This window comes from Lentzea nigeriaca (assembly GCF_016907955.1).
Lineage (GTDB): Bacteria > Actinomycetota > Actinomycetes > Mycobacteriales > Pseudonocardiaceae > Lentzea > Lentzea nigeriaca.
Genome location: NZ_JAFBCX010000004.1, coordinates 679,627 through 696,851, shown reverse-complemented (window position 1 = coordinate 696,851; position 17,225 = coordinate 679,627). Strand labels below are relative to the sequence as shown.

18 protein-coding genes are annotated in these 17,225 nt (G+C 67.7%); 15 read left to right on the top strand and 3 right to left on the bottom strand.

Features of this window, described 5'->3' with window-relative positions:
* Positions 1-43: 43 nt before the first annotated feature.
* Positions 44-754 carry a 50S ribosomal protein L1 gene (gene rplA / locus JOD27_RS17810; protein WP_109628839.1) on the top strand — a complete coding sequence of 237 codons (711 nt, stop codon included), beginning with the start codon at positions 44-46 and terminating at the stop codon, positions 752-754.
* A gap of 174 nt (positions 755-928) precedes the next feature.
* Here the strand turns inward: rplA and JOD27_RS17805 are convergent, their stop codons facing one another.
* A complete protein-coding gene (locus JOD27_RS17805; protein WP_204763313.1) occupies positions 929-1,930 on the bottom strand; it encodes a GlxA family transcriptional regulator in 1,002 nt (333 codons plus the stop codon).
* An 84-nt stretch (positions 1,931-2,014) separates the two neighbouring features.
* Between JOD27_RS17805 and JOD27_RS17800 the strand changes: the two genes are divergently transcribed.
* Positions 2,015-2,884 (top strand): NAD(P)-dependent oxidoreductase, encoded by an 870-nt coding sequence (locus JOD27_RS17800; RefSeq protein WP_204763312.1) that lies wholly within the window; start codon positions 2,015-2,017, stop codon positions 2,882-2,884.
* Here the strand turns inward: JOD27_RS17800 and JOD27_RS17795 are convergent.
* Both JOD27_RS17795 and JOD27_RS17790 read right to left on the bottom strand, forming a co-directional pair.
* Positions 2,864-3,634: a methyltransferase domain-containing protein gene (locus JOD27_RS17795; RefSeq protein WP_204763311.1), complete on the bottom strand. Its 771-nt coding sequence runs from the start codon at positions 3,632-3,634 to the stop codon at positions 2,864-2,866. The genes JOD27_RS17800 and JOD27_RS17795 overlap by 21 nt on opposite strands.
* 9 nt (positions 3,635-3,643) lie before the next feature.
* Positions 3,644-4,342 (bottom strand): hypothetical protein, encoded by a 699-nt coding sequence (locus JOD27_RS17790; RefSeq protein ID WP_204763310.1) that lies wholly within the window; start codon positions 4,340-4,342, stop codon positions 3,644-3,646.
* Positions 4,343-4,585: 243 nt separating this feature from the next.
* Here JOD27_RS17790 and rplJ point away from each other — a divergent pair, with 243 nt between their 5' ends.
* From rplJ to JOD27_RS17725, 13 genes are all read left to right on the top strand, one after another.
* Complete coding sequence (gene rplJ / locus JOD27_RS17785) at positions 4,586-5,140, top strand: 50S ribosomal protein L10 (RefSeq protein ID WP_189253664.1); 555 nt, start codon at positions 4,586-4,588, stop codon at positions 5,138-5,140.
* A gap of 56 nt (positions 5,141-5,196) precedes the next feature.
* A complete protein-coding gene (rplL, locus tag JOD27_RS17780) occupies positions 5,197-5,583 on the top strand; it encodes a 50S ribosomal protein L7/L12 (protein ID WP_204763309.1) in 387 nt (128 codons plus the stop codon).
* A 623-nt stretch (positions 5,584-6,206) separates the two neighbouring features.
* The gene (locus JOD27_RS17775) at positions 6,207-7,262 is read left to right on the top strand and encodes an ABC transporter ATP-binding protein (RefSeq protein ID WP_204763308.1); all 1,056 of its coding nucleotides are present in this window, start codon (positions 6,207-6,209) and stop codon (positions 7,260-7,262) included.
* Positions 7,259-8,044 carry an MlaE family ABC transporter permease gene (locus JOD27_RS17770; RefSeq protein ID WP_204763307.1) on the top strand — a complete coding sequence of 262 codons (786 nt, stop codon included), beginning with the start codon at positions 7,259-7,261 and terminating at the stop codon, positions 8,042-8,044. The genes JOD27_RS17775 and JOD27_RS17770 overlap by 4 nt, the downstream gene beginning before the upstream one ends.
* Positions 8,044-8,853, top strand: coding sequence for an MlaE family ABC transporter permease (locus JOD27_RS17765; protein ID WP_189253668.1), 810 nt, complete (start codon positions 8,044-8,046; stop codon positions 8,851-8,853). Before JOD27_RS17770 ends, JOD27_RS17765 begins: the two co-directional genes overlap by 1 nt.
* A complete protein-coding gene (locus JOD27_RS17760; protein WP_204763306.1) occupies positions 8,850-10,166 on the top strand; it encodes an MCE family protein in 1,317 nt (438 codons plus the stop codon). Before JOD27_RS17765 ends, JOD27_RS17760 begins: the two co-directional genes overlap by 4 nt.
* Complete coding sequence (locus JOD27_RS17755; protein WP_204763305.1) at positions 10,163-11,194, top strand: MCE family protein; 1,032 nt, start codon at positions 10,163-10,165, stop codon at positions 11,192-11,194. The genes JOD27_RS17760 and JOD27_RS17755 overlap by 4 nt, the downstream gene beginning before the upstream one ends.
* Positions 11,191-12,192, top strand: coding sequence for an MCE family protein (locus JOD27_RS17750; protein WP_204763304.1), 1,002 nt, complete (start codon positions 11,191-11,193; stop codon positions 12,190-12,192). The genes JOD27_RS17755 and JOD27_RS17750 overlap by 4 nt, the downstream gene beginning before the upstream one ends.
* Positions 12,189-13,355, top strand: coding sequence for an MCE family protein (locus JOD27_RS17745; protein ID WP_204763303.1), 1,167 nt, complete (start codon positions 12,189-12,191; stop codon positions 13,353-13,355). Before JOD27_RS17750 ends, JOD27_RS17745 begins: the two co-directional genes overlap by 4 nt.
* Positions 13,352-14,506 carry an MCE family protein gene (locus tag JOD27_RS17740; RefSeq protein WP_204763302.1) on the top strand — a complete coding sequence of 385 codons (1,155 nt, stop codon included), beginning with the start codon at positions 13,352-13,354 and terminating at the stop codon, positions 14,504-14,506. Before JOD27_RS17745 ends, JOD27_RS17740 begins: the two co-directional genes overlap by 4 nt.
* Entirely contained in the window at positions 14,503-15,732 is a 1,230-nt protein-coding gene (locus JOD27_RS17735) for an MCE family protein (RefSeq protein WP_204763301.1), read from the top strand. Before JOD27_RS17740 ends, JOD27_RS17735 begins: the two co-directional genes overlap by 4 nt.
* On the top strand, positions 15,732-16,232 hold the full coding sequence (locus JOD27_RS17730) for an Rv1363c family protein (protein ID WP_204763300.1): 501 nt from the start codon (positions 15,732-15,734) through the stop codon (positions 16,230-16,232). The genes JOD27_RS17735 and JOD27_RS17730 overlap by 1 nt, the downstream gene beginning before the upstream one ends.
* Before the next feature lie 14 nt (positions 16,233-16,246).
* Positions 16,247-17,059, top strand: a complete 813-nt coding sequence (locus tag JOD27_RS17725) for a hypothetical protein (protein WP_204763299.1) — start codon at positions 16,247-16,249, stop codon at positions 17,057-17,059.
* The last annotated feature ends 166 nt before the right edge of the window (positions 17,060-17,225 follow it).

The following is a 17,225-nucleotide window of genomic DNA, read 5'->3' as shown; positions in this document are numbered from 1 at the left end:
CGGCTCATTCACCACGAACTGATCCACGGTTAGGAACAGAGTCATGAAGCGCAGCAAGGCCTACAAGGCCGCCGCCGAGCTGGTGGACCGGGAGCGGCTGTACTCGCCGCTGGAGGCCGCCAAGCTCGCCAAGGAAACGTCCAAGGTGAAGCTGGACGCCACCGTCGAGGTTGCAATCCGCCTCGGCGTCGACCCTCGCAAGGCCGACCAGATGGTCCGCGGCACCGTGAACCTGCCGCACGGTACGGGCAAGACCGCCCGCGTGATCGTCTTCGCAACCGGTGACAAGGCCGCTGAGGCCGAGGCCGCCGGTGCGGACGCCGTTGGCTCCGAGGACCTGATCGAGCGCATCCAGGGTGGCTGGCTCGACTTCGACGCCGCGATCGCGACCCCCGACCAGATGGCGAAGGTCGGCCGCATCGCCCGCATCCTGGGCCCGCGTGGCCTGATGCCGAACCCCAAGACCGGCACCGTGACCCCCGAGGTCGCCAAGGCCGTCAACGACATCAAGGGCGGAAAGATCAACTTCCGCGTTGACAAGCAGGCCAACCTGCACTTCGTCATCGGCAAGGTGTCGTTCGACCCCGAGAAGCTGGTCGAGAACTACGCCGCGGCTCTGGACGAGGTGCTCCGCGCCAAGCCGTCCGCGGCCAAGGGCCGGTACGTCAAGAAGGTCACCGTCTCCACGACGATGGGCCCCGGCATCCCGGTCGACCCGAACCGCACCCGCAACATGCTGGTGGACGAGGCCTGAGCCTCGCGGTTCTAGTGGCGTGGCCCGGAACGTTGCCGGGTGAATTCGCGGTCAGACGGGTGCATCGTGGTGCCGCCCCCGCGTCCTCATACTGGATGTATGGGGGCGCGGGGGCGGTGCCGCGAGGTGCCCTGCTGAGCGTGAATTCACCCGCCCGCGGGCCGGGTCACGCCACTAGTTCTGTGAAAGGCCCCGGTGCTTCGGCACCGGGGCTTTTTGCTGCCGGTAGTCGCTCGGCGAGACCCCGACCTGCTTCAGGAAGTGGTGCCGGAGGTTGTTCGCCGTGCCGATGCCGCTCAGTCCCGCGATCTTCTCCACGGACAGGTCGGTGGACTCCAGCAACACCTGCGCTCGCGCGATGCGTTCGCCCAGCAGCCACCGCAACGGCGTCGTGCCGGTCGTGGCGTGGAGCCGGCGGTAGAACGTCCGCGGGCTCATGGCGGCGCGCCGGGCCAGATCCTCGATGGTCAGCGGCTCGTCGAGGCGCGCGCGAGCCCAGTCGAGCACCGACGTCAGGCTCTGGTCGTCGCTCGCGGGCACCGAGAGGTCGATGACCTGGCTTCGGCCGCCGGGGCGATGACCCGGCACGATCATGCGGCGAGCGAGCTGGTTGGCGACGTGGGCTCCCAGGTCGCGGCGCACCAGGTGCAGGCAGAGGTCGAGTCCGGCGGTCATGCCCGCGCTGGTCAGCACGTCACCCTCGTCGACGTAGAGCACCGAGTCGTCGACCTGGATCTTCGGGTAGCGCTCGGCCAGCAGGGCCGTGTGCATCCAGTGCGCCGTGGCCCTGCGTCCGTCGAGGAGACCGGCTTCGGCCAGCGCGTACGCACCGACGCACTGCGACACGATGCGCGCGCCGTTGTCGTGGGCCTTGCGCAGGGCCGAAACCAGCTCGGGCGGCACGGGTGCGTTCTCCTCGATGACCTCTTCCGGCACCCACGACACGAAGACGGTGTCCGCGTTGACGACGTCATCGAGCGTGTGAGTGGTGTGCAGGGTGAATCCGGGGCCGGTGCCTCGCGTGTCGGTTCCGGTTCCGCACAACCACAGCTCGTACCAGGGGTCGGCGAGGTCGGGCTGCGGCGTGCCGAACACGGCGGCGGGGATGCCCAGCTCGTAGAGGTCGGCCACGCCGAAGTCGCTGGGAACGATCACGGCGACGGATCCAGCGCTCATGAGATCCAGCCTATGGCAGGAATTTGGTGAAAGCGGTCATTCCGGTCACTGGTTGAGTTGATCACTCGTGGCGAAGCTGAACGCATGACAGCTGAAGCGATCACCGTCCTCGGACTCGGCAACCTCGGACGCGCGCTGGCGGAGACGTTCCTGCGCCACGGCCACCCCGCCACGGTCTGGAACCGTTCTGCCGCAAAGGCTTCCGGACTCGCGGCGACCGTCGCGACCACCGCGTCCGAGGCCGTTGCGGCCAGCGACCTCGTGGTCGTCGCCGTGCTCGACCATCAAGCGGCACAAGAGGTTCTGCGTGGCGTGGACGTGCGCGGCCGGGCGTTGGTGAACGTCACCTCCGGCACTCCCGAGGAAGCGCGGGAGATGGCCCGCTGGGCGGAGGAGAACGGCGCAGAGTACCTGCACGGCGCGGTGTACGCGGTGCCCCAGACGATCGGCACCGCCGAGTCGTCCATCAACTACAGCGGTTCCTCCGCGGTGCACGAGCGCTGGCAGAAGCAGTTGGCGCTGCTGGGAAAAGTCACGTTCCTGGGTGCCGACGCGGGCCTCGCCTCCGGGTACGACGTGGCGATCCTCTCCGGGATGTACGGCCTGATCGGCGGCTTCCTGCACGCCGCGGCGGTGGCGCGGGCCGTCGGCATCAGCGCTACCGAGCTCCTGCCGCCGATGTGGACGTGGCTGACGGACATGCACCCGGCGCTGGTCACGTTCGCCGAGGAGATCGACAGCGGGAACTACGCCGCCGGCGGGTCGAGCCTGGCCATGAACCAGACGGGGCTGACCATGCTCATCCGTGCCACCGAGGCACAGGGCGTTCCCTTCGCCGCACTCGACGAGCTCAAGGCCCTGGTCGACCGGCAGGTCGCCGACGGGCACGGCGAGGAGAGCCTCGCCCGTGCCGTCGAGTCGTTCAGCGTTGTCTCACAACGGTTTGCGAGCTGACAACAGGAACACCAGCGGCGCGGCCAGGAAGTCGCCGGACTGCAACTCGGCCAGCCAGCGCTCGCCGTCCGCGCGGTCGATCGCACCGGCGCGGATCGCTCGTTCGGTGTTGCGGGTGAAAGCGAAGATGTTGTCGGCCAAGGCGAAGTCGTGGAACACCGGCGACGCGGTGCGCACGACCTGGACCTCGAAGCCGGCGCCGCGGGCCAGGCGAGCGAGCCGGCGGCCGATGGTGGCGTTGCGGACCATCGTCGAGCAGACGAAGCGGTTGAACGCGCGGTTCATCTCCAGGTCGCCGTCGACTGTCAGCGAGTCCCAGTCCGGTTCGCCGACGCGCAGCAGGCCACCGGGCTTGAGCACGCGCAGGAGTTCGGACAGGACGACGGCCGGGTCCGCGACGTGCTGCAGGGCCCGATCCATCCGCGCCCTGTCGAACGTGGCGTCCTCGAACGGCAGGGTGTGGCCGTCACCGAGACGGATCTCGACGTGCGGATGGTCGTGGAAACGGGCGCTCGCCGCCTCGACCATCCGCGGGTCGATGTCGACGCCGACGACCCGGCCGGACGTCGTGACCGCGTCGGCCATGCTCTGGATGTCCGCGCCAGGGCCGCACCCGAGATCCAGGACGGTCAGGCCGGGTTCCAGCTCCAGCAGGGTGAGCATCTGCCGCTTGTAGCCGACGGCCGCGCGGGCCACGTCGTCCATGTACGCGGCCTTGTCCGGGCTCGGCACCCCCAGTGCGTTCGGCATGGAACCCAATCAACCACAGGTGCTGGGGGACCAGTCGGTGATGACCCAGCCGGAGCCGACCTTCTCGACGACGAACGTGCCCAGGCGTGGACCGCCCTCGACGGTCAGCTCGCACGAGTTGATGGTGACCTTGGTGGTCGTCGGGGTCTTGAGCATGTCCGGCGGGAACATGATCTGCTGGTACTTGTCCACGCTGGTCACCTTGGCCTTGAGCTCCTTGACCGCGGCGGCGCAATCGCTTGCGCCGTGGGCGTTCGCGAACTTCTGCCGGGTGTCGTCGCGCAGGAAGAGCGTGCAGGCGCGGGTCGTGTCGGCGAACGAGACGTGCTTGTAGAACATGCCCACGGTGCCCTGCAGGCCAGCCGGCGCGGAGAGGCCCTGGGCCGGGCCCGTCACGCCACCGCTGTCCTGGGCGATGTCGCCGGGGTCGTCGGTGCCGAAGTAGTGGTTGTAGGCCCACGTCGCGGCGATGACGATGAACAGGAACGTCAGTGCGCGCCAGAACAGCCGGCTGCCGAGCACGACGAGCCACCAGCGCTTGCCCTGGGGTTTCGGCGGCTGGGGCGCCTGGCCCGTGGCTTCCTGGTAGCGCTGGAACTCCTGGAAGCGTTGGAACGCCTGGAACTGCTTGAACTGCTCCGGGTCCATCTGAGGGGCAGGGGGCTGCGGCTGGCGGGGCGCGAGGTCCTTGCCGGGCTCGTCGGTCACAGGTCACATCATGCCGATTTGGTTCGACGGACACGACTCGCGTACTCTCTTTGGTGGTTCTACCGAAGACCGCTGGTTTTCTCCGCGAGGAGAACGAAGGCCCCGTTGCAACACGGGCGGCCCGCGCAGGGAGGACGAGGCCTAGCTCTTGCAACGCCCCGTGCTGCTGTGCGCGAGGGCGTTTTTGTTGTTTCGGAGCCTTCTCAAGCTGGTGGTCTAACCCAGCCCAGAGAGGAGGCGATCATGGCGAAGCCCAGCAAGGTTACGGCGGTCGCTGAGCTCGCGGACCAGTTCCGCAGCAGCTCGGCAGCGGTTGTCACCGAGTACCGTGGCCTCTCCATGGCGCAGCTCACCACGCTGCGTCGCGCTCTCGGCGCGGGCACCAAGTACACCGTCGCGAAGAACACGCTGGTCAAGCTGGCCGCCGCGGACGCCGGCGTCGAGGGCCTCGAGGCCCTTCTGTCCGGCCCGACCGCCATCGCGTTCGTCGAGGGCGAGCCCGTCGACGCCGCCAAGGCGATCCGCGACTTCGCGAAGGACAACAAGGCCCTGGTCATCAAGGGCGGCTACATGGATGGCCGTCCTCTCTCGGTCGACGAGGTCACCGCGATTGCGGACCTCGAAAGCCGTGAGGTGCTGCTCGCGAAGCTCGCGGGCGCGATGAAGGGCAACCTGGCCAAGGCCGCGGGTCTGTTCAACGCCCCGGCTTCCCAGGTCGCTCGCCTGGCTGCTGCCCTGCAGGAGAAGAAGGCCGCCGCGGCTCCCGCCGCCGAGGCCGACGCTCCCGCCGAAAGCTGATCACCCGAAGACACACCCGACGCTTTCGCGCGGGAGATTAGAAAGGACCGCCGATCATGGCGAAGCTCAGCACCGAAGAGCTGCTCGACGCGTTCAAGGAGATGACCCTCCTCGAGCTGTCGGAGTTCGTGAAGCAGTTCGAGGAGACCTTCGAGGTCACCGCCGCGGCTCCGGTCGCCGTTGCCGCCGCCGGCCCGGCCGGCCCGGCTGCCCCCGCCGAGGAGGAGAAGGACGAGTTCACCGTCGTCCTCGAGGGTGCCGGCGACAAGAAGATCCAGGTCATCAAGGTCGTCCGCGAGGTCGTCTCGGGCCTGGGCCTGAAGGAGGCCAAGGAGCTGGTCGAGTCCGCTCCGAAGCCGCTCCTCGAGAACGTGGCGAAGGACGTCGCCGACGCCGCCAAGGAGAAGCTCGAGGCCGCCGGCGCCAAGATCTCGCTCAAGTGATCTGGGCCCCTTCGGGGGCTGGCGCTCTGCCTTGCAGTGCCTGAACGGGCGTGCACCTTTCAACGGGGGTGCACGCCCGTTTTGTTGTTTCCGATCTTGTCGGACCCTCTGAGTACGTTGAGATGTAGGGGTTCCCGGCTCGGGGGGACGCCTGCGTCAGCGTGCGCGTGGGGTCCGTGGATGGTTGGTTTGCGTTGGCGGGTTCCTGTTCCGTATGCGCAAGTGGCTGGGGTGCGTGGGTGCCTTGCGCCGCGTGCTTCTTCTTGAGGTCCCAAACCCCCCGCCAATCTGGTCAGGGGGTCAGCGTCGTTCGCGGGTTGATGGCATGCCTGGTGCGTTGGACGGCTGCCGGAACCGCCCGAAAAGCGTGCTCCGCTCCGCCTTCGCGGCTGCTCAGCTTTGCCACCGCTTGACGTCTGTGTGCGGATTCACATTCGAGACGAATTCTTCTGGTGTCGGGCAGTGGTCTAGGTGTGGATGACCGTTTTGCGAGGTCACCCTGTGCGGCGTTATCGAAGCGCAACCGCCATTACGCCAACTGGTGAGTAACCTGCCGCGAACGAACTCGTTGCCCCAGTGTGACGCCGATCGCCGCGGCGTCTTGGGCGTGTGCGGAGGTGCGGATGGGCGTCGAGGTGGTCGTCGAGGGTCTCACCAAGTCCTTCGGCAAGCAGACCATCTGGCAGGACGTCACGCTCACGTTGCCGCCGGGTGAGGTCAGCGTGATGCTCGGGCCATCGGGTACCGGCAAGAGCGTGTTCCTGAAGTCGCTGGTCGGTCTGCTCAAGCCGGAGCAGGGCAAGATCATAATCAACGGGACGGATCTGGTGCGGTGCTCTGAGCACCGGCTTTACGAGATCCGGAAGATGTTCGGCGTGCTGTTCCAGGACGGTGCGCTGTTCGGGTCGATGAACCTGTACGACAACATCGCGTTCCCGTTGCGTGAGCACACCCGCAAGACCGAGGCCGAGGTCAGGCGGATCGTTCTCGAGAAGATGGAGATGGTCGGTCTCGTCGGTGCGGAGAAGAAGCTCCCCGGTGAGATCTCCGGCGGTATGCGCAAGCGTGCCGGGCTGGCGCGGGCGCTGGTGCTCGATCCCGAGATCATCCTGTGCGACGAGCCCGACTCCGGGCTCGACCCGGTCCGCACGGCTTACCTGAGCCAGTTGCTGATCGACCTCAACGCGCAGATCGACGCGACGATCCTCATCGTCACGCACAACATCAACATCGCGCGGACCGTGCCGGACAACCTCGGCATGCTGTTCCGGCGGGAGCTCGTCATGTTCGGGCCGCGCGAGGTGTTGCTGACCAGTGACGAGCCCGTGGTCGAGCAGTTCCTCAACGGGCGTCGGCTCGGGCCCATCGGCATGTCCGAGGAGAAGGACCAGGCCACGATGGCCGCCGAGCAGGCCCACGCGGACGCCGGGCACTCGGATGGCTCGCCGGACGAGGACATGCGCGGTGTCGTGCCGCAGCTGGAACCGACGCCGGGACTGCCGTATCGGGACGCGGTCCGGCGGCGCAAGGACCGGGTCATGTCGATCATCCACAAGCTCCCGTACGAGGCGCAGCAGGGGATCATCGCCAGCCTCACTCCTGAAGAGCAGGCGCGGTACAACGTTCACGCGACGATGCGCACGCCCAGTCCGTGGCCTCGCCAGGGTGGTGTGCTGTGACCACGCAGACGACTTTCCCCGGCGCCGGTGCGCTGCGGGAGACCGGAAAGCTGTGCCAGCTCGGCATCGACGTCACCAGGGCGTCGTTCCGCAGGCCGTTCCAGCTCCGGGAGTTCATTCAGCAGGCCTGGTTCATCGTCAGCGTGACGGTGTTGCCGACGGCGCTGGTGTCGATTCCGTTCGGTGCGGTCATCGCGCTTCAGCTCGGCAGCCTGACGCGGCAGATCGGTGCGCAGTCGTTCACGGGAGCGGCCAGCGTGCTCGCGATCATCCAGCAGGCCAGCCCGATCGTGACGGCGCTGCTCATCGCGGGTGCGGGTGGCTCGGCGATCTGTGCCGACCTCGGGTCGAGGACGATCCGTGAAGAGATCGACGCCATGGAAGTGCTCGGCGTCAGCCCGATCCAACGCCTCGTCGTGCCGCGCGTGCTCGCCGCGATGCTGGTGTCCGTGCTGCTCAACGGCATGGTCAGCGTCGTCGGTGTGCTCGGTGGCTACTTCTTCAACGTGATCATGCAGGACGGCACGCCCGGCGCGTACCTGGCGAGCTTCTCGGCCCTGGCGCAGCTGCCCGACCTGTGGATCAGCGAGCTCAAGGCGCTGATCTTCGGGTTCATCGCCGGCATCGTCGCCGCCTACCGCGGCCTCAACCCGGCCGGTGGGCCGAAGGGCGTGGGTGACGCGGTGAACCAGGCCGTGGTCATCACGTTCCTGCTGCTGTTCTTCGTCAACTTCGTCCTCACCACGATCTATCTGCAGGTCGTGCCCGCAAAGGGGAGCTGATGGCGAACAAGGCACTGTCCACTCTGGACGGATTCGGCGACCAGCTGGCGTTCTACCTCAAGGCGCTGGCGTGGACGCCGCGTGCGATCAAGCGGTACTCGAAGGAGACCATGCGGCTGCTGGCCGAGGTCAGCTTCGGCAGCGGCGCTCTCGCGGTCATCGGCGGCACGATCGGTGTGATGGTCGGGCTGAGCGTCTTCACCGGCACCGTCGTCGGTCTGCAGGGCTTCACCGCGCTCAACCAGATCGGCACGTCGGCGTTCGCCGGCTTCGTGTCCGCCTACTTCAACACCCGTGAGATCGCGCCGTTGGTCGCCGGTCTGGCCTTGAGCGCGACGGTCGGATCCGGCTTCACGGCGCAGCTCGGTGCCATGCGGATCTCCGAGGAGATCGACGCGCTCGAGGTCATGGGCATTCCCAGCCTGCCGTTCCTCGTCACCACGCGGATCATCGCCGGGTTCGTCGCGATCATCCCGCTGTACGTGATCGGCCTGCTCACGAGCTACCTGGCCGCGCGGACGATCACGGTCGAGTTCTACGGGCAGTCAGCGGGTACGTACGACCACTACTTCAACCTGTTCCTACCGCCGATCGACGTGCTGTGGTCGTTCGGCAAGGTGCTGGTCTTCGCCGTCGTGATCATCATGACCCACTGCTACTACGGCTACCGCGCGAGCGGCGGCCCGGCGGGCGTCGGCGTGGCGGTCGGCCGCGCGGTGCGGACGGCGATCGTCACGACGGCGCTGCTCGACTTCTTCCTGAGCCTCGCGATCTGGGGTGCGACGACGACGGTGAGGATCGCGGGATGAGGAAACGCGTGCTGGGCATCGCCTTTCTTCTCGCGATCGCCATGTTCCTGTCGCTGACGGTGGCGCTCTACAAGGACGCCTTCGGCGAGTACGTGAAGGTCACGCTCAAGACCGACCACATCGGCAACCAGCTGCAGACGGCCAGCGACGTCAAGGTGCGCGGCCTGATCGTCGGTTCGGTGAAGTCCATCCGCACCAGCGGGGACGGCGCCGAGCTGGAGCTCGCGCTGTTGCCGGACAAGGTGAACGAGATCCCGGCCAACGTCAGCGCGCGGTTGCTGCCGAAGACGTTGTTCGGCGAGCGGTACGTGAACCTCGTGCTGCCGCAGCAGAAGAGCGCGGCGATCAAAGCGGGCGCGGTCATCGAGCAGGACCGGACCAGCAGCGCGATCGAGCTGGAACGCGTGCTCGACAACCTGATGCCGGTGCTGCAGGCGATCCAGCCGGAGAAGCTCGCCACCACGCTGACCGCGTTGTCGCAGGCGCTGGACGGCCGGGGCAAGCCGCTCGGCCAGACGCTGGTGTCGCTTGATTCCTACCTCGGTGAACTCAACCCGCAGCTGCCCGCGTTGAAGGAGAACATCTCCAAGCTCGCGGACGTCGCCAACGTCTACTCGGACGCGGCGCCGGATCTGTTGCAGGCGCTCAACGACATGACCACGACGACCAAGACCGTCGTCGAGCAGCGCGACAACCTGCTGGCGCTGTACGGATCGCTGACCACCTCGTCGCAGGACCTCACCAGCTTCGTGACGGTCAACAAGAACAACATCATCGCGCTCGCCGACACCAGCCGCCCGACGCTCGAGCTGCTGGCCAAGTACGCGCCCGAGTACCCGTGCCTGCTCAAGGGACTCGCGGAGTTCGAGCCGATCATCAGCAAGGCGTTCGGCGCCGGCACCGACGAGCCCGGCCTGCACATCACGCTGGAGATCACGCAGAACCGCGGCAAGTACAAGCCGAACGCCGACGAGCCCAAGTACTCCGACAAGCGCGGACCCCGCTGCTACGACATCGTGCCGCGGCCGAACCCGTTCCCGCAGTACCCGCCGGACGGGCCGGTGAAGGACGGCTCCACCTCACCCTCGCCCGCCCGCGTCGCCCACGACGGGATCCTGCCGCCGGCCAACGCCGGCAACGTCTCCACCTCGTCGGCGCAGGACGTGCTCAGGCTCGCCAACTCGCCGGAGGAAGCCAGGTTGATCGCGGCGCTCTACGGGCCGCAGCTCGGCATGGACCCGCGTGACATGCCCAGCTGGTCGAGCCTGCTGCTCGGGCCGCTCGTTCGCGGAACGGAGGTGACGGTCCAGTGAGGGGAGTGCTCGGTCCGCTGGTCAAGCTGATCACCTTCGCGGTGGTCACGGTCCTCGCCACGACGCTGCTCGCGGTGACCATCGCCAACGTGAACCTGGCCGGTGCCACGGGTTACAAGGCGCGGTTCACCGACGTCACCGCGTTGAACTCCGGTGACGACATCCGCATCGCCGGTGTGCGCGTAGGGCAGGTCGACGAGATCAAGGTCGTCGACCGCAAGACCGCCGAGGTCGAGTTCTCGATCGACGGCGACCGCAAGCTGCCGGCGTCGGTCATCGCGACGATCAAGTACCGCAACCTGGTGGGACAGCGGTACATCGCGCTCGAGTCCGGCACCGGTGACACCAAGGCAGTGCTGCCGGAGGGCGGCACGATCCCGTTGGAGCGCACCAAGCCCGCGCTCGATCTCACGGTGTTGTTCAACGGCTTCAAGCCGCTCTTCCAGGCGCTGTCGCCGGAGGACGTGAACAAGCTGTCGTTCGAGATCATCCAAGTGCTGCAGGGAGAAGGCAGCACGATCGACAGCCTGCTGAAGCACACGGCGTCGCTGACCAGCACGCTGGCGAGCAAGGACAAGGTGATCGGCGAGGTCGTCGACAACCTCAACACCGCGCTCGACACCGTGAACTCGCGCGACGAGGACTTCAACCGTCTCGTGGGCACGTTGCAGACGCTGGTGTCCGGACTCGCGCAGGACCGCCAGCCGATCGGTGACGCGATCACCGCGCTCGGCGACCTGACCAACGCCACGGCGGGGCTGCTCGAGCAGGGCCGCGCCCCGCTGAAGAACGACATCGCGCAGCTCGGCCTCGTCTCGCAGACGCTGGCGGACAACGAGCAGATCGTCGACGGCGTGCTGCAGCGGCTGCCCAACAAGCTGGAGACGATCACCCGGACCGCGACCTACGGTTCCTGGTTCAACTTCTTCCTGTGCGAGGGCACCGGCCAGGTCGCGGTGCCGCCGGTCATCAACAACCCCATTCCGATCACGCCGTTGCCGGTGACACAGCAGAGGTGCCGCCGATGAAACAGCGCAACCCGATCCGGACCGGCGCGATCAGCCTGACCCTGATCGCCCTGCTGTTGCTGGCCGCGTTCTACTCGGACGACCTGCCGATCGTCGGCGGTGGCACGAGCTACGCCGCGGACTTCAGCGAGGCCGCGGGACTGGTGCCGGGCAACGAGGTCCGCGTCGCCGGCGTGAAGGTCGGCAAGGTCACCAAGGTCAAGCTGAACGGCGACCGCGTGCGGGTGACGTTCAAGGTCAAGGACGCCTGGGTGGGCGACAGGACGACCGCGATGATCCGCATCAAGACGTTGCTGGGCCAGAAGTTCCTGGCGCTCGACCCGCAAGGCTCCGAGCCGTTGTCGCCGGGCAACCCGATCCCGAAGGAACGCACTCTCGCGCCGTACGACGTGAACGAGGCGTTCAACGGGCTCGCGACGACCGTCGGCCAGATCGACACCAAGCAGCTCGCGGACAGCTTCACGGTGCTGTCCGACACCTTCAAGAACTCGCCGGAGCACGTGCGGGGCGCGCTGGACGGCCTGTCCGCGCTGTCGAAGACGATCTCGTCGCGCGACGAGCAGCTCGCCAAGCTGCTCGACAACACCAGGCAGCTGACCAAGACGCTCGCCGACCGCAACGCGGAGTTCGAGAAGCTGCTGTCCGACGGCAACCTGCTGCTCGGCGAGCTGCGCAAGCGGCGGGAGGCGATCAGCTCGTTGCTGACCGGCACGCGTGACCTTTCGCGGGAGCTCAGCGGTCTGGTGCAGGACAACCAGAACCAGCTCAAGCCCGCGCTGGAGCAGCTCGGCAGGGTCACCACGATCCTGCAGCGCAACCAGGACAACCTCGACCGCAGCCTCGCGCTGATGGCGCCGTTCTACCGGGTGTTCGCGAACACCCTCGGCAACGGGCGCTGGTTCGACACCTACATCTGCGGTCTGCTGCCGCCCTCGGTGAACCTCGGCGTCGTCGGGTTCAACGAGGAAGGCTGCCTGCCTCCGGGGGTGCAGCGATGACAACGGCGGCGAACAGCAGGATCGGGCGGTTCATCGCGATCGCGTGCGTACTCGCGCTGGTCGTCACGGCCGGCATGTGGTGGGTCTTCGCCGGCATGAACGGGCGCAAGGTCACCGCGCACTTCGCCGCGGCCGTCGGCGTCTACCCCGGCGGTGACGTGCGGGTGCTGGGCGTGAAGGTCGGCACCATCGACGAGGTCGTGCCGGAGGGCAAGACGGTCAGGGTCGTCTTCACCGTCGACCGCTCGGTGCGGGTGCCGGAGAACGCGCAGGCCGTCGTGGTCGCGCCGAGCGTGGTCAGCGACCGGTACGTGCAGCTCGCGCCCGCGTACACCGGCGGGCCGACGATGGGCGACGACGCCGTGATCCCGCGCGAGCGCACCGCGACGCCGGTCGAGCTGGACGACCTCTACCAGTCGTTGGACAAGCTCACGACCGCGCTGGGACCCAACGGCGCGAACGCCGACGGGGCGCTGGCGGACCTGCTGAACGCGGCCGCGAAGAACCTGGAGGGCAACGGCCAGGCGCTCAACGACACGTTGAAGAACCTCGGCCAGGCCACGCGCACGCTCTCCGGGTCCAAAGAGGACTTGTTCGCGACCGTCGACAACCTGCAGAAGTTCACCGCGATGCTGGCCGCGAACGACAGCCAGGTGCGGGACTTCAACAAGCAGCTTGCGGACGTGTCGAAGATGCTCGCCGACGAGCGCGGTGACCTCGGTGCCGCGCTGAACGAGCTCGCGACCGCGCTGCAGCAGGTGCAGGGCTTCATCAAGGACAACCGCGAGGTGCTCAAGTCCAATGTGGACAAGCTGGCCTCGATCACGCAGGTGCTGGTGAACCAGCGGGCCGCGCTGGCGGAAACGCTCGACGTGGCGCCGCTCGCGCTGGGCAACCTGCAGAACACCTACAACGCGGCCTCCGGCACGCTCGACACCCGCGCGAACATCAACGAGCTGAACCAGCCGCCGATCGTGCTGATCTGCAAGCTGGTGAAGCAGGCGGCGCCGAGCAACGTGCCGCAGGTGCTCGCGCAGACGTGCAAGCAGCTGGAGCCGATCCTGTCCGGTGCGGTGCCGCTGAACTCACCCGCGCAGGTCGTCAGCGACCTGCAGGCGGGCAAGTTGCCGCTGCCCCTTCCGCTCGCGGGGGTGCCCCGGTGAAGAAGCTCGCGATCGTGTTGTCGGCCCTGGTGCTGGCCGGTTGTGGATCCGGTGGGTTCGACGGCGTCTACAACATGCCCCTGCCGGGCGGTGCGGACGTCGGTGACCACCCGTACCGGGTCAAGGCGCAGTTCAAGGACGTGCTGGACCTCGTGCCGCAGGCGGGCGTGAAGGTCAACGACGTGCCGGTCGGCCGGGTCGAGAAGATCGACCTGGCGCCCGACGGCTGGACCGCCGAGGTCACCATGCTGGTCAACGGTGACGTGCAGCTGCCGGCGAACGCGTTCGCGAACCTGCGGCAGTCTGCGTTGCTGGGCGAGAAGTTCGTCGAGCTGGGCAAGCCTCCCAAAAATGATCAAACACAGCCGCCCGCGGGGAAGCTCGTGGATGGCTCTGTGATCCCGCTGGCCAAGACGAACCGCAACCCCGAGGTCGAAGAGGTCTTCGGCGCGCTGTCGATGCTGCTCAACGGCGGTGGTGTGGCGCAGCTGCAGAACATCACCAAGGAGCTCAACGCGGCGTTGGAGGGCAACGAGCAGGAGATCCGCTCGTTGCTGGGCAACCTGAACACGTTCGTCGGGGAGCTCGACAAGCACAAGGCGGAGATCGTCCGCGCGCTCGACTCGATCAACCGCCTCGCCGGCACGCTGGCGCAGCAGCGAGAGAAGATCGCGGTGGCGCTGACGGACCTGGAGCCGGGGCTGCGGGTGATCGCCGAGCAGCGCAAGCAGCTCGTGACGCTGCTGCAGTCGCTGGACAAGCTCTCCGACGTCGCGACGGACACGGTGAAGAAGAGCCGGGACGACATCGTGGCCGACCTGAAGTCGTTGCAGCCGACACTGACGAAGCTCGTCGAGTCCGGGCAGAACCTGCCGAAGGCGTTCGAGCTGCTGCTGACCTACCCGTTCCCGGACGAGGCGGTCGACGGCGTCAAGGGCGACTACTCGAACGCGTTCATCGACCTGGACCTCAACCTCGGCACGGTGCTCGACAACCTCAGCCGGTCGCGGCAGTCCCCGCTGGACGGCCTGCTGCCGAGCCAGGGCACGCCGTTGCCGATGCCGAACATCCCGCTGCCGAACCTCGGGCAGGGCACCGGGTCGGGGCTGGGCGACCTGCTCGGCGGCCTGCTGGGAGGTGGTCGCAAGTGATCACGCGGGGCACCAAGTTCAAGATCGCGGCGTTCGTGCTGGTCGCGTTGCTGGGCATCTCGTACGTGAGCGCCAACTACGTCGGGCTGTTCCGGTCGTCGTCGAAGGTCGTGACGATGCAGCTCGCCGACTCCGGCGGCATCTTCACCAACGCCGAGGTCACCTACCGCGGCGTGACGATCGGCCGCGTGGGACAGCTGCGGCTGACGTCGGAAGGAATCGAGGTCGACCTCGAGCTGGAGGCAGACGCCCCGCCGGTGCCCGCGTCGACCGAGGCCGTGGTGGCGAACCGCTCGGCCGTCGGTGAGCAGTTCGTGGACCTGCGGCCGAAGAGCGACGGCGGCCCGTACCTCGAGGCCGGGTCGGTCATCCCGCGGTCGGCGACCAAGACGCCGCCTCCGGTCGACGGCCTGCTGTCGAACCTGGACGCGTTCGCGTCGTCGGTGCCGACGGACTCGCTGAAGACCGTCGTCGACGAGCTGCACACCGCGTTCAGCGGCACGGGCGGAGACCTGCAGGTGCTGATCGACAACACCGCGGCGTTCACCGCGGCCGCGTCCGAGCATCTGCCGCAGACGACACAGCTGCTCAAGGACGGCAAGATCGTGCTGGCCACGCAGGCCTCCTCCGGCGGCGCGATCCGGTCGTTCAGCGGTGACCTGCGGTTGATCGCGGAGCAGCTGAAGGCGTCCGACGGCGACCTGAGGCGGTTGATCGTGGCGGTGCCGCCGGCGTCCGAGCAGGTGTCGGCGCTGCTGAAGGAGAGCGGCCCGAACCTCGGTGTGGTGTTCGCGAACCTGCTGACCACGTCGAACATCCTCGTGACCAGGCGCGATGGTTTGGAGCAGATCGCGGTGACCTATCCCATCGCCGTCGGTGGTGGCTTCACCGTGGCGCCGGGTGACGGGACCGCGCACTTCGGCCTCGCGCTGAACGTGTTCGATCCCATGCCCTGCACCGTCGGCTACGAGGGCACGACCATCCGCCCTGGTAACGACACGTCCGCCGCGCCGCTGAACACCCAGGCCTACTGCGCTCTCGCGCGCGGTAGTGCCACCTCGGTGCGAGGCTCGCAGAATGCTCCGTACGGTGGAACGCCGACGACGCCGGTCGGCAACGCGACGACCCAGCCGGGCCAGGAGCCGACCGGACAGCAGTCCGCGCCGGAGCTGCCGCTGCTGACGTCGCTGGGCCAGTTGCTCGGTTTGCCAGAGGAGAAGAAGTAGTGCGGATCTTCACGGTGATCGCCGCGGTGCTGGCGGTGCTCACGTTCGGGTATGCCGCGTACTTCGGCGTGGCCTGGTACTCGGCGTCGCACTCGTCGGAGTCCTCCTTCGCCGCGGCGCGCGACGACGCCCTTCGCTCCGGCCAGGTGGGCATCACGAACTTCCTGACGCTCGACTACAAGAAGGTCGACGAGGACCTGCAGCGCTGGCTCAACTCGTCGACCGGCGAACTGCGCGCCGAGATCGACAAGGACAAGGACTCGCGCAAGAAGCAGCTGGTCGACGCCAAGTCCGCGACGACGTCCAAGGTCCTCGACGCGGCCATCACCGAGCTCGACGACCGCGCCGGCACCGCGACGATGATCGCCGTCGTCGAGAGCACGGTGACCCCCGACAACGGCCAGAAGGTCACCAAGATCAACCGGTACCTGACCAAGCTCACCCGCACCGACGACGGCTGGAAGCTGAGCCAGCTGGGTCCGCTGCGGGCGGGCGTCTGATTGGACGAGCTCTCGTGCCCCCATCCCGCCGCCGCCCCATCCCCACGCCGCCCGTCGGTGGCCGCCCGAAGGTGGCCGGCCTGCACAGGCGTGCTTCGACCTCCGACGAGCCCGCAGAGGCTGTGGAGGCCGTTGAGACCGTTGAGGCCGCTGTTCCGGAGGTCGCGGAGGAGGCCGAGGAGCTGAAGGCGCCCACGGCGGTCGAGTGGACGCCTCCGGCCACGAAGCAGCCGAAGCCCTCGAAGTCCGACCCGGAGGGCGATCAGAAGGCCGACGAGCCCGATGAGCCCGCGTCGAGGCCTGCCTGGTTGCTGCCGGTGGCGTTGCTCGTCGTCGCGGTGCTGCTGGGCGGCCTGGGCACGTTCTTCCTGTTCAAGTCCCGCTCGGTGACCTACGACGCCGCGCTCGTCGACTCCGCGACCACCTCCGCGGTGAACGGCCAGGTCCGCGAGGCCGTCGAGAAGTCTTTCTCCTACAACTTCGCCGACGTCGAGTCCACCGAGAAGGCGGCCCGCGAACTGCTGACCGGCAAGGCCCTGTGCCAGTACAACGCCGTGTTCGGCCCGGTGAAGCAGGTGGCGCCCCAGCAGAAGCTGGTCGTGACCGTCCGAGTCGTGTCGTCCGCCGTGTCGTCCCTGAAGAACGGCCACGCCACCGTCCTGGTCTTCGCCGACCAGGTCACGACCCGCACCACCGACAACCAGTCGGGCGGCGGCACCGCCATGCTCCGCGTGAGCGCGGTCGACCAGGGCGGCCGGTGGAAGATCGACAACATGGAGATGTTCGGCGCGACAGCCGAGCAGAACCAGCAACTCCAGAACTGCTGACCCCAGCGCTCCCTCCGCTGCTCGGTCGCACGCGGGGCCCTTTCGTCCTGTCCTGGAGTACGAAAGCTCCCCGCGTACTGACGGCGGCGCCTCGAGCCGATCGTTTGGCCCAGGTCGGTGCAATCCCGCCCGACATCGTCCCCTAAGATCGACAACCCTCAGGGAT